Raw genomic sequence first — 14,315 nt, forward strand, 5'->3', positions numbered from 1 at the left:
GGTGCGGTCGACGCTAGATCGCGCCGGCCATTTCGGGTTGCACGACGGGCTTTGCCGGCGCGTAGATCGCGCCCATGGTCGAGGTCAGACTCTCGTCCACGGCGCTTTCGGCATCCCCGCCGTAGATCTCCTGGATCACGCGGGATGTGAGTTGGGCGGGGGAGCCGTCGAATACGACGTGCCCCTGGGCCATGCCGATGATGCGATCGCAATAGGCGCGCGCCGCATCCAGCGTATGCAGGTTGCAGATGATGGTCATCTTGTCCTGCCGGTTGATATCGCGCAGGGCTTCCATGACCAGCCGTGCATTGCGCGGATCAAGCGATGCGATGGGTTCGTCGGCGAGGATCAACCTCGGATTCTGGATCAAGGCCCGGGCAATGGCGACGCGCTGTTGCTGGCCGCCGGAGAGCGTGTCCGCCCGTTGCAGCGCCTGTGGCAGCAAGTCCAGGCGGTCGAGGGCGAGCGCCGCGGCGGCCCGGTCGGCGGCGGAGAAGTGCTTGAACATCACGGGCATCGTCCCGAGATAGCCGATGCGGCCGATCAGGACATTGGTCAGCACGTCCAGCCGGCTCACCAGGTTGAACTGCTGGAAGATCATGGCGCAGCGGGCGCGCCATTCGCGCAAGTCTTTGCCGGAGAGCGTCGTGACATTGGTGCCCTCGAACACGATGTCGCCGCTGCCTGACGTGGCAAGGCGGTTGATCAGGCGCAGCAGCGTGGACTTGCCCGCCCCTGATCGGCCGATAATGCCAACCATCTGGCCGGGTTCAAAGCTCAACGACACGTTGTTGACGGCGATGGTTTCGCCGAAGGCCTTGGTGATCTTGCGAAGCTCCAGCACCGCTCGTCCTCCACCCGTTGATCGTTCCCTGGACTGGCTCAGCCCATGAACAAGTTCTAGCGACCGCACATGACAGCGTTAACTCATTCGAATGACATGCGCGTGACGCCTGCCGGCGGTCGAGACATCCATTGTGCCATCGGCATGGACGATACGGCCGTGCGAGAAGGTGGCATGGACCTGGCCCATCCCGGCTTCGGACGCCACCAGAAGGTCGGCGCGCAGGCCGACACGGATTTCGCCACGGTCTTCAAGCCCCAGGGCGCGAGCGGGATTGAGCGTGGTGAGACGAGCGGCGCCTGCCAGTCCATCAGGATCGGTTTCGGCCAGCACCAGCACGGCCGGCAGCATGGCCGAGGGATGGTAGTCGGCGGCGAGCAGGTCGAGCAGGCCCGCCGCATGGGCCTCGCGCGCCGAGAGATTGCCTGAATAGGACTGGCCGCGCAGCGCATTGGGGGCGCCCATGGCATTGAGCATGCCACGCCGGCGCGATTCCCCGGCCGCTTCCAATGTCACCGGAAACTCGGAAATGTTCGCGCCCAGCTGATCCATCAGCGTCACCTTTTCGACTGTGTCGTCGTCATGGCTGGCCACGGGCACGCCGTGCAGGGCGCAATATTGGGTAATGGCGCGGAGCGTCGCCGTCAGGTCGCCGGCCGTTTCCTTGCGATCGCGGATGCGCTGCTGCAGGTTTTCGTGCGCCGCCTCGAGCGAGATGCCCTTGTTCTTGGAAATATTGGCGGCCTGCAGGTCGAGGTCGCGATACTGGCCCTGCCCCGGCGTGTGGTCGCAGAGCGAGACGAGATCCACCGAGCCTTCGCCCACCAGTTCCTTGACCACCGAAAGGGCGGCCGGGAAGGTGACTTCGAACCGTGCATGCACGCGATGGTCGATGAGCAGGCGCGGCCGGGCCTCGACCACGGCGCGGATCAGGGCGCTGGTGAAATCGTAGCTGCGCATGTGGCCATAGGTCGAGCCGGGCGCGAAGGACAGCGAGGCATAGGCGGTGGTGATGCCGGCCGTTGCGAGCCTCAGGTCGAGATCGCGCAGGCCCATTTCCATGGGCATGCGAACGCCGGGACGCGGCTCGATCTCGCGCTCGATCATGTCGCCATGCATGTCGATCATGCCGGGCATCAGCAGCAGGCCATTGCCCTCGACATCGGCCTGGGACACCGGCGTTTCGCTGATCTCGGCGATCAGTCCATCCTCGATGCGCAGGGCGCCGCGCGCAATGACGCGGTCGGAAAGCACAATGCGGAAATCAGAGAGCCACATCGGCGTCCTCCCGGTTCTCTTCGTCGGCCACCGCGCGGGTGCTGAGGTTGATTTCTCGGTCGATCAGCGTCGCCACGTCGCCGGGGTGATGGAAGACGCCAATAATGGCGACGCCCTGGCTCTTGAGATCGGCGAGCCGGCGGATCAGGGCAGCGCGCGCACCGGCGTCGAGCGAGGCGGTAGGCTCATCGAGCAGCAGGAGTTTCTGCGGCAGGATCAGCGCGCGCGCCAGGTTCACCTTCTGCTGTTCGCCACCCGAGAAAGTCGAGGGATAGGCGCGCCAGAGCTCGGGACGGACGCCGAACTGGTCGAGCCAGTGCCGGGCCTGATCGAGCGCTTCGGCCTGGCTCACGCCGGCCAGGCGCAGCGGCTCGGCGACGATGTCCTGGGCGGCGACGCGCGGACGGGCATTGAGGAACTGGGTGACAAAGCCGATTTCCTCGCGGCGGAGCAGGGCAATGTCGACATCGGCCGCATTGGCCAGGTCGATCTCGCCATGGTTTGAGCGATAGAAGACATGCCCGGCGACCGGCAGGTAGCTGCGCCAGATGGTGCGCAGCAGGGTCGACTTGCCGGCGCCATTGTGGCCCCGCAGCAGCAGGAATTCGCCTTCGTGAAGGTCGAAGCTGACGCCTTCAAAGGCATGCAGCATGCTGTCCAGATGGTACATGCGGAAGGTCTTGGCCAGGTCCTGGACCCGCAAGATGAACGACGGTGCGGTCATGACATTTCCCTAGAGCTTGGCGTGGACGAGTTGCTGGGTATAGCTGTGCTGCGGGTCCTGGAAGACCTGGTCGGCCAGACCCTGCTCCACCACTTCGCCATGGCGCATGACCATGACCCGGTCGGCCATGGTGCGAATGACGCCCAGATCGTGGCTCACCAGCACCATGGTGATCTTGCGATCCCGCTGCAGGCGTTTGAGCGTATCGAGCACCAGCGCCTGCACCGAGACGTCGAGGCCGGTGGTCGGCTCGTCGAGCAGCAGCAGCGCCGGTTCGAGCGCAATGGCCTTGGCCAGCTGCACGCGCTGCTGCATGCCGCCCGAGAGTTCGATGGGCCGCGCATCCATGCGGTCGAGCGGGAATTCGGAAGCGTCGAGCGCCTCGCGGGCCTTGTCGCGCAGCACATCGAAACTGCGCTCGCCGGCAATCAGCAGGCGCTCGGCGACATTGCCGCTCGAGGAGTGGCGCATGAGCAGTCCCAGATGCGGGTTCTGGTAGACGATGCCGATATTGCGGGCGCAGAGCATGCGGCGCTCGTAGCGGGGGAGATCGAAGAGGTTCTCGTTCTCGCGGCCCGGAAGCCGCAGCGTGTACGCGCCATTGTCGGGCGTATCCTCGAGATTCATCATGCGCAGCAGCGTCGACTTGCCCGAGCCGCTTTCGCCCACAATGCCCATGACTTCGCCCGGATAAACGGTCGCATCGACATTGCGCAGCGCGCGGACAGTGCCGAAGCGCTTGGAAATGTCGCGCATGCTCAGCAGCGCTTCGGCCCGCATCAGGCGGGGGGCTGCGCGCTCCAGCGCCGGAAGACCCAGATCAAGGCTCATGCTGAAAATTCCCCGTGGCGATACCAGGTTTCACCGATCTCGCTCGGCGTCCCCTCGGCGATGTTGATGGCCTTGATGCCCAGATTGCTGTCACTGACTTCGAAGACCGAACCGCCGCCGTCCTGCGGCAACTCGTTCATGAAGAAGCCCTGGACGCCCGAGCGGCGGCAGGTGAGGTCGGCATGGTCTTCCACCAGATACGGACGATCGGAGAACACCAGCGGTTCGACCCGCGTATAGGGCGGCACGGCATAGAGCCGCTTTTCCCGGCCCGCCGAAAGCAGGGTGAGGTGCCTGGCCATATGCAGCTTGGGCACGTCCCAGCGTGGAATGGGCGAGGGCGACATGACGTGACGGCCATTGACCATGGACGGGTACGACGCCCCCTGCATGATGCGGCCCTTGCGCACGATCTGTTCATAGAGCGTCAGCCAGAGCCGGCCATAATCGGCGTCGGCATGCATCTGCCTGGCAATGGAAATATTGGGTTCCACCCCCCGCAGCGGCTCGGGATTGGGCACCTGCAGCACCAGCACCTGGTCCTCGCGCATGATTTCTTCAGGCACGCGATGGCGCGATTGCACGATGGACGCGCCCAGCGTGTCCCAGGTCTCGGAGGCGCCCGAGACGCGAGAGATGAAGCGCCGGATCGAGGCGGCATTGACGCCGTCATCGGCCCCCTGATCGATCACCTTGACGATCGAGTTCGGATTGACCAGCGTCAGGGTCACCTGCAATCCGCCGGTGCCCCAACCGCGGGCCATTGGCACTTCGCGGCTCGCATAAGGCATCTGGCAACCGGGCACGGCAATGGCCTTGAGCATCTTGCGGCGCAATTCGCGCTTGGCCGAGGCGTCCAGGAAGCCATAGCTCGTGGCTGCCCAGTCCTTGGTGAGAGTGGCAAGGCTCATAGCACGGGTTCCTCTTCGGGTTCGGCGACATAGGCTTCGCCCTTGGCTTCGGCCGCGGCCTGCTTCGCCTTGGCATCGCGCATGGCGTCCAGGATCGACTGGAAGGTGACGTAGTGGGGCAGCTTGAAGTGAATGCAGAAGCCCGAGGCTTCCACACTTTCGGTGTGGTAGAGATAGAACTCTTCATGGACAGGCGAACCGACTGGTGCCGCCGCCGAATTGAGGTCGAGCGTTGCCGCGGCAATCACCTTGACCTCGTTCCAGCCGAAGGTGGCGGCAAAGCCCAGTTCGAGATAGCCGCCCTTTTCCTTGGAGGTTACCTCGGCCTGGCTGACCCGCACGCGTCCGGCGGCAAATTCGGTGCCACGCGGATGGCGCACCACGACATTGGCTTCCCCCAGGCGCAACTCGTTGACCGTCGGATGGGCATTGCCATAGCCGCGCATGGCCGCATAGCCGAGGGCGAGAACGCCACCAGTTTCGGCACGCGCCAAGCTCTGCAGCCGATGCGCCCGCGAGGCCGGGAACAGCAGCGGCTCGCGCGTCAGGTCCGGAATGTTTTCAGGCGGCACGTTGGATGCCTTGGCCGGCGCCACCAGACCCTGCTGGCGCTGCCAGTCGGCAAGCGATGGCTGTCTGGCCGGAGCGGGAGTGGCGGCCTTGTCGACGGCAGGCGGAGCAAAGGGCTTGCCCTCGAGCACGTCGGTCGCCAGCACGCGGTGCGAATAGTCGAGCGTCGGTCCGAGGATCTGGCCGCCCGGGATATCCTTGAAGGCCGCCGAGATACGGCGCTGCGTCAGCACTTCGTGCTGCTGCACCGGACGGGCAATGGAGAGGCGCGGCTGGGTGGTGCGCCAGGCGCGCAGCACAAGGACGGCCTCCGAGAGTTCGCCGCCGGTCTGGGCCAGTGCCAATGCCGCCAGCTCCTCGTCATAGAGCGAGGCTTCGCCCATTACGCGGTCGATGAGATAGGGCATGGTTGAACGGATGGTCTCGACGCGGTTGGCGTCGATCGTGCCCAGGTCCTGGCGGAACAGCCGCTCGGCCTGCTCGATGGCCCTTTCGCCACCGCGGGTTGCAACATAGGCCATTAGAGCACCTCCACCAGGCAAGAGCGCGGAATGCCGATGACCCTGTCGCCATCGACAAAGAAGATGTCGAACCCTTCGGGATAGAGGCAGAGCATGTCCCGCATGGCCCAGAAGCCGGGCGACACGGCCAGCGCAATTTCGGTCGTGTCCTTGATGCCGGGGCCGGAAAGCCGCACGCGCTGGCCGGAATGGGCCACGGCCGCGACCAGCGTCGCGCCATCGTCGGGATAGAGCGCGCTACCGCAATTGATCTGGGCAATCTCGGCGCCATCGAGGGTCGCGAGGAACACATGGTCGGCATTGCCGATCCCCTCGGCCAGCGTTGCGCCGCTGGCCAAAATGCGTTCGCGCATGGCGGGCGTATCGGCATAGGCGCTGCACTCGAGGTCAACCAGCGTCTCGACAATGGCGCCGAAACCGGCCTCGGGCAAAGTGCGGACATCGCCGGGGCGCGAGAGAGTCCACATCAGGGCTTCGAACGTGGCGTTCGAGCGCAACTCGACGGCGTCGGGAGGAGCGACGGTCAGCATCAGAAGGTCTCCATTTCAACGCGGGTCGCTTCGACCTGCCGCATGCGCTCGGCATCGACATGGTCGAGATGCGTCTTCTCTTCGGCAAGGAAGCGGGCCGTCGCGTCATCGCGGCCGCGGGCCGCAACACTGAGATCGATCACCGCCATGGCCATGGCGCGCTCAAGGTCGCGACCGGTGACCATGCCATAGCCGACCTGGCCGGCCGGGTCGGTGATCTGGGCCTCGCTCACCAGTACTTCGCCCAGATGAAAATCGACGTTCTGCACGGTGTCGCGCATCGGCACCATCACAAGGCCGGTGCGATTGGCCACGACGGTGATCTCGCCCATGTCGTTGAGCAGCGCCTCGGCATGCTGCTTGAGGCGGTCGGGGCGGGCGCGGGCGAGAATGTCGAGCATCTCGCCGTGCCCAGGCCCACCCGAAGGGGTTTCATTGAACATCGCTGTGTCTTTCCGTCATGACCGTTGGCTGGTCGGTTTCAAAGGTGAATTGGACGCGGTCGCCGGCCCAGACGGCTTCGGAAAAGCCGATTGGGTTGCCATCGAGATCCGCGTCGATCTTCTGCACCACCAGCACGGACTGGCCGGGCCGCAGCATCAACATGCTGGCCTCGTGTTCCGAGGCGAGGCGGGTGAACACGGTGGTGCGCTGCCGGCGATAGTCGAGGATGCCGTAGGAGCGGTAGACCTGGGTGATGGATGGCGTGTCGCGTCGGCGTTCCGGCAGGTCCGGGAAGCGCGTCGCGTCGTGATAGGCCCAACCCATGGAGATGGGCAGGTCATTGGCAAAGCCCCGCCACGAACGGGCAAAGACTGGCGCGTCCTTGTCGATCCCCAGGGCGGCAGCCACGCGATTGCTGGCCGGAAGTTTCATCTCCGCCAGCGTTTCGCCCGAGGATGTCAGGCCCTGGCTCATCAGGTTTTCGTGCCAGCGGGTGCGCGTGCCGATCACGTAATTGAGGAGCGGCGCGCGCTCGACAAAGGTGCCCCGTCCATGCTCGACGCGCAGCTTGCCCTCGCTCACCAGCGCCGCCAGGGCCTTGCGCAGCGAGTGGCGGCGCACGCCATAGAGCACGCACAGCTCGGGCTCTGACGGCAGCCGTGTATCGGCCGCCAACCGCCCCGAGGTGATTTCTTCGCTGATCCGGTCCCGGGTTTCTTCCCAGGAATGTCCTTGGTTTCGCATATCGTCAACTCATTCGAATGAGCTGGTTCTAGCGAGCCGAAGTGACACTGAAATGACGGTAGCGCCGTCCTGCGACAATCCTGCGTCGACTCATTCGAATGTCGCCGCCGATGTCGTTTGCCTGTCACAGAGCGTGAGTAGGGGATGGGCCAAGGAGACGCCCGAGGAGACGCAACATGACCGCCATCGGCCTTGACCAGACCGTGCTCACCAATGCCCGCATCGTCCTGGCCGACAGGGTCATGGAGGGCGCCGTGGAAATGGCCGGCGGCGTCATCACCGACATCGGTTCTTCCAGCACACGTGGCCTGGATCTCGAGGGCGACTACCTCATTCCGGGGCTCGTCGAACTCCATACCGACCATCTCGAAACCCACTATGCGCCGCGGCCGAAAGTGCGCTGGCACCCAATTGCAGCCGTGCAGGCACATGATGCGCAGATTGCCGCCTCCGGCATCACCACGGTTTTCGACGCCATTCGCGTCGGCACTGACGAACATGCCGATATGGGCGCCGCCGAACTGCGCATCCTGGCCGCGGCGATAACGGCCGGGGTCGAGGCGCGGCGCCTGCGCGCCGATCATTTCATTCACCTGCGCTGCGAGGTCTCGGCCCCCGATTGCCTCGAGGCGTTCGAGGCCATCATGGACCATGAATTGGTCCGGCTGGCCTCGCTGATGGACCACGCCCCGGGCCAGCGCCAATTCGCCAATCCCGACGCCTATCGCGCCTATTACCAGGGCAAGCTCAAGATGAGCGACACCCAGCTGGCCGAATTCATCGCCCGCCGTACGCTCGAATCGATCACCTATGCGGATCGCCACCGCAAGGCGCTGGCCGAACTCAGCCATGCGCGGTCCATAGTCCTCGCCAGCCACGACGACGCAACCGCTGCCCATGTCGACGCCGCGCTGGATCTGGGCATCAGCATTGCCGAATTTCCCACCACCATGGAGGCGGCAAAGGCCTCGCAGGATGCGGGCCTTGCCATTCTCATGGGCGGCCCCAATGTCGTCCGCGGCGGCTCGCATTCGGGCAATGTCTCGGCGCGCGACCTCGCCGCGGCGGGCCTGCTCGACATCCTGTCCTCCGACTACATCCCCTTCTCCATGCTGCAGGCCGCCTTTTGCCTGGTCGACGAAGCAGCGATCGATGTGCCGCAGGCCATCGGCCTGGTCACCCGCCGTCCGGCCGAAGCGGCGGGACTGGATGATCGCGGCGAGATCGCGCTGGGCAAGCGCGCCGACCTCGTGCAGCTGCGCATCGAGGATGGCATTCCCATCGTGCGCACAGTCTGGCGCCAGGGAAGGCGGGTGCTATGACCGGCGCCTTCGTCGCAGTGGTCGGGGCCAGTGGCGCCGGCAAGGACAGCCTGATCAATTTCGCCCGCGACCATCTGGCCGAGGCGGTCAGGGTGGTGCGCCGCGTGGTCACCCGCGCCGCTGATGGCGGTAGCGAAGATCACGACAGCATGACACCCGAAGCATTTGCTGCTGCCAAACAGCGCGGTGCGTTTGCCCTGAGCTGGGAGGCGCATGGCCTCAGCTATGGCCTGCCCATTGCGCTGGAGGACGATCTCGCGGCCGGCCGGGTCGTCATCGCCAATCTATCGCGGGCCGTGCTGCCCAGACTGCTCGCACGCTATCCCAATGCTCTGGTTGTGGAGGTCACGGCCGAACCCGACGTCATCGCCCGTCGCCTCTCCGGACGCGGGCGCGAAACCGGGGACGATATTGTGCGGCGCATGGAGCGCGGCGCGCGCTTCCGCCTGCCCCCTGGCACCGTCCAGATCGACAATTCCGGTCAGCTCGACCGTGCCGGAGCCCAGTTCGTGGCGCTACTGCGTGACCTGCTTCGTCAGCCCGCTTGAGGAGAATGCCATGAAAAAGCTCAGCGAAACGCCCTTCATCCACGAAACGGCGAAAGTCACCCAGTCCACCCTGGGCCGCTACACCGAAGTGGGCGCGCACTGCCATGTCGCCTATTCGAGCATGGGCGACTATTCCTATTGCGTGGGCGGCACCCAGATCGCCTATGCGACCATTGGCAAGTTCTCCAACATTGCCGCCAATGTGCGCATCTACGCCTCCATGCATCCCATGGAGCGCGCGTCGCTGCACCACTTCACCTATCGCTCGGCCCAGTATTTCGAGGGCGAGGACGACGACCAGGCCTTCTTCGACTGGCGCGCCGGCAATGACATTCATATCGGCCACGATACCTGGATCGGCCACGGCGCCGTGATCATGCCCGGGGTGACGATCGGCAATGGCGCCATCATCGGCTCCAATGCTGTGGTCACCAAAGACGTTGCCGATTTTGCCATCGCAGTGGGCGTGCCCGCCCGCACCATCCGCCAACGCTTCTCCGATCCTGTCGCGGGTCGCCTCGACGCGCTCAAATGGTGGGACTGGAGCCATGCGCAGTTGCACACAGCCCTGCCTGACTTCCGCGCCCTGCCGATCGAGGCATTCCTGGACAAGTATCAGGGGTAACCGTCACCGACCTGACCAAAATTGGGAAAGTTGAACCGCCGTCGCAACCTCCTGCGGCGGCTTTTTCACTGGTTGTTCTGCCAGAAATTCTGGCGTTTCAGCAAGTTACCTGCGTCATTGAACTGTCTCCGAGTTGTTACGCTGTCGTTACGTCCTCGCCCTAGGTCATAGCCAGTTCGATGACGGGGGCTCCGGCATGCTGAAGATTTCGCACGTCACCAGACGCTTTGGCGACAAGGTCGCCGTGAATGACGTGACGCTCGAAATCCCCCAAGGGCAGATGGTGGGCGTGATCGGCCGTTCGGGCGCCGGCAAATCGACCCTGCTGCGCATGATCAACCGCCTCAACGACGTCTCGACCGGCCATATCGACCATGATGGCGTGAAAGTGTCGGAACTGCGCGGCCAGGCCCTGCGCGACTGGCAGCGCGACTGCGCCATGATCTTCCAGCAGTTCAACCTGGTGCCCCGCCTCGATGTCATCACCAATGTGATGCTGGGGCGGCTTAATGGCCGCAATCCGGTGCTGAACCTGATGCAGGTCTTCACAGCGGACGAGCAGTTCGAAGCTCTCAAGGCTCTGGAGCGTCTCGACATTGCCCAGACCGCCACGCAATGGGCCCAGACCCTGTCCGGTGGCCAGCAGCAGCGCGTCGCCATCGCCCGCGCCCTGATGCAGAAGCCGAAAATGATCCTGGCCGACGAGCCCATCGCCAGTCTTGATCCGCGCAATGCCCAGATCGTCATGGACAGCCTGCGCGACATCAATGCCGAAGGCATTACCGTCATCACCAATCTGCACACGCTCGACACGGCCCGCGCCTATTGCGAGCGCATCATCGGTATGGCGGCGGGCAAGGTGGTGTTCGACGGCACGCCCGACGAGCTGACCACCGATGTCGCCCGCTCCATCTACGGCGCCGACGGTCTCAGGGAGGCCTTTTCCGAGGCCATGACCTCGACCTCCCTGGCGCCCGTAAAATTCCTGCCGCGCACACCAACCAACGCGCAGCAGGCGCCCTAGTCGTTCGGCCGCCCCAAGCGGTCGACTGGCCCATCCCGCGTCACCAAAGGAGATTTCCCGTGTCCGCGATCCGTAAACTGCTCCTCGCCTCCATTGCTCTGTCCCTTGCCGCCCCGGCACTCGCTCAGGACGCCAATGTCCTGCGCATTGGCCTGCTTGGCGGCGAAAACGAAGCCGACCGCCTGCGCGACAATCAGTGCCTGGTCGATCTGATGAAGTCCGAACTGGGCTATGATGATGTGCAGCTGTTCCCGGCCGCCGACTATAACGGCGTGATCCAGGGCCTGCTTGGCGGTACCCTTGACTATGCGGAACTGGGCGCTTCGGGCTTTGCCGCAATCTACCTGCAGGATCCCAACGCGGTTGAGCCGATCCTGACCACCGAACAGACCGATGGGGCGACCGGCTACTATTCGGTCATGCTGACCCGCTCGGATTCGGGCATCACCTCGCTCGAGGACATGAAGGGCAAGAGCCTGGGCTTCGCGGATCCGGACTCCACCTCGGGCTATCTGATCCCGCTGGTCACCCTGCCCGACGCCATCGGCATGCCGGTGGACCAGTATTTTGGCGAGACCGGCTTCGGTGGCGGCCACGAAAACAACGTCCTGGCCGTCCTCGATGGCCAGTTCGATGCCGGCGTGACCTGGGCATCGGGTGTTGGTGAATTCTCCGAAGGCTACACCTCGGGCAATATCCGCTCGATGGTCGACAAGGGCATGCTGGACATGGAAGACGTCGTCCAGATCTGGCAGTCGCCGCTGATCCCCAATGGCCCGATCGTGCTGCGCTCGACCATGGACGCGGACGCCAAGACCAAGATCAAGGACTTCCTGCTCGCGCTGCCCGAAACCAATTACGACTGTTTCCGCTCGGCGCAGTCCGGCGACTACAACGGCTATGTTGAAGTCGATGCCAGCTTCTACCAGCCGATCATCGACGCCCGCAAAGCCACCATCGGCGGTTGATCAATTCCTGTCGGCCGGCCCCCATTCGGGGCCGGCCGATCGTCTGACTGGAGATCGGCATGACGGATTTGGCGAGCAATAGCGTTGGTGCGGATATTGCCGCGACATCGAGCGCGATGGCGATCCATCGGCACTATCGTCAGCTTGTACGCACACGCCGGGCCTATACTCTTCTGGCCGTCATCGTTCTGGCCGCCGTGCTGGTGTCCTCGCTGGTTTTCGCCAACAATGCCAGCTCGGGCAAGTTCTTCGAACGGCTCCCCTATCTCTTCGATTTCATCAAGAACTTCGTGCCCGACGATCCCTTCGAGATCGTGCGGGCCCTGTTCGACCTGCCCTCGCCCTATGCCGATGGTTCGTTCAAATACGACTATGAAGTGGGGCGCCACTATCTGTTCGGGACCAGCTTCTACATCCCCGAATTTTTCTACGAGATGCTGGTCACCCTCAATATCGCCTTTGCCTCGACCCTGATCGGCGGCTTCTTCGCCTTTCTGTTCTGCTTTGCCGCCGCGTCCAATCTGGGCGTGGCCGCGCCACTGCGCTGGATCGTGCGCCGGCTGCTCGAACTGATGCGCGCCTTTCCCGAAATTGTCCTGGCCGGCATGATGGCCGCCATTCTTTCGCTTGGACCGATCGCCGCCATCTTTGCCGTTTCGGTTCATACGGTCGGCGCGCTGGGCAAGCTGTTCTTCGAGGTGGTGGAAAACGCTGACATGCGGCCCGACGAGGGACTGCGCTCGGTGGGGGCAAACTGGTTCGAACGCGTGCGCTTTGCCGTCGCCCCGCAGGTCATGCCCAATTTCGTGTCATATTTCCTGCTGCGCACCGAGATCAATGTGCGCGCGTCGACCATCATTGGGGCGGTCGGCGGTGGTGGCATCGGCGAGGTTTTCCGACAGTCCATCGGGCGCGATCATGCCGCCAAGACCTATGCCATCGTCATCCTCCTCTTCCTCACCATCGTCGCCATCGACCAGTTCTCTGGCTGGCTGCGCCGGCGGCTGGTGGGCAATGCCGCCTTCCAGTTCGGGGCCTAGGAGACATCACCATGACAGCCTCGACCCTCTCGCCCCAGGAGCGCAACCGCCTCCGCCAGGCCCATCCAGAAGTGTTCAACCGCAGCATTGCCCAGCGCTGGGGCGGCCTGCTGCTGATCGCCGGGGCCCTGGTTTACCTCGCCTATTGCTGGAGCTTTTTTGATGTCGGCTCCAAGCTTGCCAATGGCAAATGGGAGCGCGCCAGCATCTACATGGCAGACTGGATCAGTTGGGAAGCCCAGCCCCGTTTCCGCTTCCAGGACGATGGCTCCACCCGGATCGAGTTCCAGCGCTTCTCGCCCCTGGGAGACAATCCCGACCCCGACTGGCTCGTGACGCAGCCCGACGGCAGCCACGATGTCAGTTTCGGTTCGGACCGAGACCACATCGACATCGCCTCGACCGGCGTCACAGCCATTGTAAATGGCGTTGCCTATGACATCGTGTTTGACGGCGAGGCCGCGCTGCTGCCGGCCAATGCGCCACCGCAGATGAGCGAACGCAATGGCCGTGTCACGGTGGAATACGGCTTTGCGGGCAGCGCCGAAATTCGCGCGACGCAGGTTCTGGTGCGTCGCCGCTTCCTGGGCTGGGAGAACTTCTTCTTCGACCCGCAATCCCCCTTCTGGGGCATGGGGCCGGGCGAGTTGTGGACCAGCCTCACCTCAGGCGAGCGTTTTGATCCGGATCAGACCAATCTCTCCCTGGCCTGGACCGAGTTTCTGACAAATGCCGAATGGCAGCATGGCGATGTGCTCAACAAGCTGATCCAGACCATCGTCATGGCCTTTGTCGGCACACTGTTCGCGGCCGCCCTGGCATTTCCACTGGCCTTCATTGCGGCGCGCAATGTCACCAATTCCCGGCCTGCCAACTGGATCACCAAACGCTTCTTCGATTTCACCCGCTCGGTCGACATGCTGATCTGGGCCTTGGTGTTCACCCGCGGCTTCGGGCCGGGACCGCTGGCAGGCATCGCCGCCATCTTCGTGACCGACACCGGCACCTTCGGCAAACTCTTTTCGGAAACCATTGAGAATATCGACGACAAGCAGCGTGAAGGCATTCGCTCGGTCGGGGCCAGTCCGGCAGAGGTCAACCGGTTCGGCATCATGCCGCAGGTCGCCCCGGTGATCATTTCCCAGACCCTCTACTTCTGGGAAGCCAATATCCGCGGCGCCACCATCATTGGTGCTGTTGGTGCCGGCGGCATCGGCCTCAAGCTTCTCGAAGCCATGCGGACCAACCAGGATTGGGAAAACGTCGCCTATATGGTCGTGTTGATCCTGATAGTGGTCTTTGCCTTCGACAGTCTCAGTGCCCGCATTCGCCGGCGCCTGATCGCCGGTTCGGAGCACGCGGCGCACACGCCGAGACCGGTATAAAAAACA

16 protein-coding genes are annotated in these 14,315 nt (G+C 63.9%); 7 read left to right on the forward strand and 9 right to left on the reverse strand.

Annotated elements, in window-relative coordinates; genetic code table 11:
• Positions 1-13: 13 nt before the first annotated feature.
• From phnC (K1X15_RS16800) to phnF, 9 genes are all read right to left on the reverse strand, one after another.
• Complete coding sequence (gene phnC / locus K1X15_RS16800) at positions 14-844, reverse strand: phosphonate ABC transporter ATP-binding protein (protein WP_220304741.1); 831 nt, start codon at positions 842-844, stop codon at positions 14-16.
• A gap of 78 nt (positions 845-922) precedes the next feature.
• A complete protein-coding gene (locus tag K1X15_RS16805) occupies positions 923-2,122 on the reverse strand; it encodes an alpha-D-ribose 1-methylphosphonate 5-triphosphate diphosphatase (RefSeq protein WP_220304742.1) in 1,200 nt (399 codons plus the stop codon).
• Positions 2,109-2,846 (reverse strand): phosphonate C-P lyase system protein PhnL, encoded by a 738-nt coding sequence (locus tag K1X15_RS16810; RefSeq protein ID WP_220304743.1) that lies wholly within the window; start codon positions 2,844-2,846, stop codon positions 2,109-2,111. Before K1X15_RS16810 ends, K1X15_RS16805 begins: the two co-directional genes overlap by 14 nt.
• Positions 2,847-2,855: 9 nt before the next feature.
• Entirely contained in the window at positions 2,856-3,677 is an 822-nt protein-coding gene (locus tag K1X15_RS16815; protein ID WP_220304744.1) for an ATP-binding cassette domain-containing protein, read from the reverse strand.
• Positions 3,674-4,588: an alpha-D-ribose 1-methylphosphonate 5-phosphate C-P-lyase PhnJ gene (locus K1X15_RS16820; protein ID WP_220304745.1), complete on the reverse strand. Its 915-nt coding sequence runs from the start codon at positions 4,586-4,588 to the stop codon at positions 3,674-3,676. Before K1X15_RS16820 ends, K1X15_RS16815 begins: the two co-directional genes overlap by 4 nt.
• Positions 4,585-5,679: a carbon-phosphorus lyase complex subunit PhnI gene (locus tag K1X15_RS16825; RefSeq protein ID WP_220304746.1), complete on the reverse strand. Its 1,095-nt coding sequence runs from the start codon at positions 5,677-5,679 to the stop codon at positions 4,585-4,587. Before K1X15_RS16825 ends, K1X15_RS16820 begins: the two co-directional genes overlap by 4 nt.
• Positions 5,679-6,209 carry a phosphonate C-P lyase system protein PhnH gene (gene phnH, locus K1X15_RS16830; protein WP_220304747.1) on the reverse strand — a complete coding sequence of 177 codons (531 nt, stop codon included), beginning with the start codon at positions 6,207-6,209 and terminating at the stop codon, positions 5,679-5,681. Before phnH ends, K1X15_RS16825 begins: the two co-directional genes overlap by 1 nt.
• Positions 6,209-6,652, reverse strand: a complete 444-nt coding sequence (gene phnG, locus K1X15_RS16835; protein WP_220304748.1) for a phosphonate C-P lyase system protein PhnG — start codon at positions 6,650-6,652, stop codon at positions 6,209-6,211. The genes phnH and phnG overlap by 1 nt, the downstream gene beginning before the upstream one ends.
• The gene (gene phnF, locus K1X15_RS16840) at positions 6,642-7,397 is read right to left on the reverse strand and encodes a phosphonate metabolism transcriptional regulator PhnF (RefSeq protein ID WP_220304749.1); all 756 of its coding nucleotides are present in this window, start codon (positions 7,395-7,397) and stop codon (positions 6,642-6,644) included. The genes phnG and phnF overlap by 11 nt, the downstream gene beginning before the upstream one ends.
• A 176-nt stretch (positions 7,398-7,573) precedes the next feature.
• Between phnF and K1X15_RS16845 the strand changes: the two genes are divergently transcribed.
• The 7 genes from K1X15_RS16845 to phnE (K1X15_RS16875) all read left to right on the forward strand — a co-directional run bounded on the left by K1X15_RS16845 (position 7,574) and on the right by phnE (K1X15_RS16875) (position 14,309).
• On the forward strand, positions 7,574-8,719 hold the full coding sequence (locus K1X15_RS16845; protein ID WP_220304750.1) for an alpha-D-ribose 1-methylphosphonate 5-triphosphate diphosphatase: 1,146 nt from the start codon (positions 7,574-7,576) through the stop codon (positions 8,717-8,719).
• Complete coding sequence (phnN, locus tag K1X15_RS16850) at positions 8,716-9,267, forward strand: phosphonate metabolism protein/1,5-bisphosphokinase (PRPP-forming) PhnN (RefSeq protein WP_220304751.1); 552 nt, start codon at positions 8,716-8,718, stop codon at positions 9,265-9,267. Before K1X15_RS16845 ends, phnN begins: the two co-directional genes overlap by 4 nt.
• Positions 9,268-9,277: 10 nt before the next feature.
• Positions 9,278-9,892 carry a DapH/DapD/GlmU-related protein gene (locus K1X15_RS16855; RefSeq protein ID WP_220304752.1) on the forward strand — a complete coding sequence of 205 codons (615 nt, stop codon included), beginning with the start codon at positions 9,278-9,280 and terminating at the stop codon, positions 9,890-9,892.
• Between the two features lie 196 nt (positions 9,893-10,088).
• Positions 10,089-10,916 (forward strand): phosphonate ABC transporter ATP-binding protein, encoded by an 828-nt coding sequence (gene phnC, locus K1X15_RS16860; RefSeq protein WP_220304753.1) that lies wholly within the window; start codon positions 10,089-10,091, stop codon positions 10,914-10,916.
• A gap of 59 nt (positions 10,917-10,975) precedes the next feature.
• A complete protein-coding gene (gene phnD / locus K1X15_RS16865) occupies positions 10,976-11,884 on the forward strand; it encodes a phosphonate ABC transporter substrate-binding protein (protein ID WP_240549530.1) in 909 nt (302 codons plus the stop codon).
• Between the two features lie 116 nt (positions 11,885-12,000).
• Positions 12,001-12,924 carry a phosphonate ABC transporter, permease protein PhnE gene (gene phnE / locus K1X15_RS16870; protein WP_240549774.1) on the forward strand — a complete coding sequence of 308 codons (924 nt, stop codon included), beginning with the start codon at positions 12,001-12,003 and terminating at the stop codon, positions 12,922-12,924.
• Positions 12,925-12,935: 11 nt separating this feature from the next.
• A complete protein-coding gene (gene phnE / locus K1X15_RS16875) occupies positions 12,936-14,309 on the forward strand; it encodes a phosphonate ABC transporter, permease protein PhnE (RefSeq protein ID WP_220304755.1) in 1,374 nt (457 codons plus the stop codon).
• Positions 14,310-14,315: the final 6 nt, after the last annotated feature.

The sequence above is a fragment of the Devosia salina genome, from assembly GCF_019504385.1.
Lineage (GTDB): Bacteria > Pseudomonadota > Alphaproteobacteria > Rhizobiales > Devosiaceae > Devosia > Devosia salina.

Bases quoted from the DNA above. Each gene is read 5' to 3' on its own strand.
- K1X15_RS16810 (WP_220304743.1), bottom strand. From the start codon at position 2,846: ATGACCGCACCGTCGTTCATCTTGCGGGTCCAGGACCTGGCCAAGACC.
- phnG (WP_220304748.1), bottom strand. From the start codon at position 6,652: ATGTTCAATGAAACCCCTTCGGGTGGGCCTGGGCACGGCGAGATGCTC.
- phnN (WP_220304751.1), top strand. From the start codon at position 8,716: ATGACCGGCGCCTTCGTCGCAGTGGTCGGGGCCAGTGGCGCCGGCAAG.
- K1X15_RS16845 (WP_220304750.1), top strand. From the start codon at position 7,574: ATGACCGCCATCGGCCTTGACCAGACCGTGCTCACCAATGCCCGCATC.
- K1X15_RS16805 (WP_220304742.1), bottom strand. From the start codon at position 2,122: ATGTGGCTCTCTGATTTCCGCATTGTGCTTTCCGACCGCGTCATTGCG.
- K1X15_RS16825 (WP_220304746.1), bottom strand. From the start codon at position 5,679: ATGGCCTATGTTGCAACCCGCGGTGGCGAAAGGGCCATCGAGCAGGCC.
- phnE (WP_220304755.1), top strand. From the start codon at position 12,936: ATGACAGCCTCGACCCTCTCGCCCCAGGAGCGCAACCGCCTCCGCCAG.
- phnF (WP_220304749.1), bottom strand. From the start codon at position 7,397: ATGCGAAACCAAGGACATTCCTGGGAAGAAACCCGGGACCGGATCAGC.
- phnE (WP_240549774.1), top strand. From the start codon at position 12,001: ATGGCGATCCATCGGCACTATCGTCAGCTTGTACGCACACGCCGGGCC.
- phnC (WP_220304753.1), top strand. From the start codon at position 10,089: ATGCTGAAGATTTCGCACGTCACCAGACGCTTTGGCGACAAGGTCGCC.
- K1X15_RS16815 (WP_220304744.1), bottom strand. From the start codon at position 3,677: ATGAGCCTTGATCTGGGTCTTCCGGCGCTGGAGCGCGCAGCCCCCCGC.
- K1X15_RS16855 (WP_220304752.1), top strand. From the start codon at position 9,278: ATGAAAAAGCTCAGCGAAACGCCCTTCATCCACGAAACGGCGAAAGTC.
- K1X15_RS16820 (WP_220304745.1), bottom strand. From the start codon at position 4,588: ATGAGCCTTGCCACTCTCACCAAGGACTGGGCAGCCACGAGCTATGGC.
- phnH (WP_220304747.1), bottom strand. From the start codon at position 6,209: ATGCTGACCGTCGCTCCTCCCGACGCCGTCGAGTTGCGCTCGAACGCC.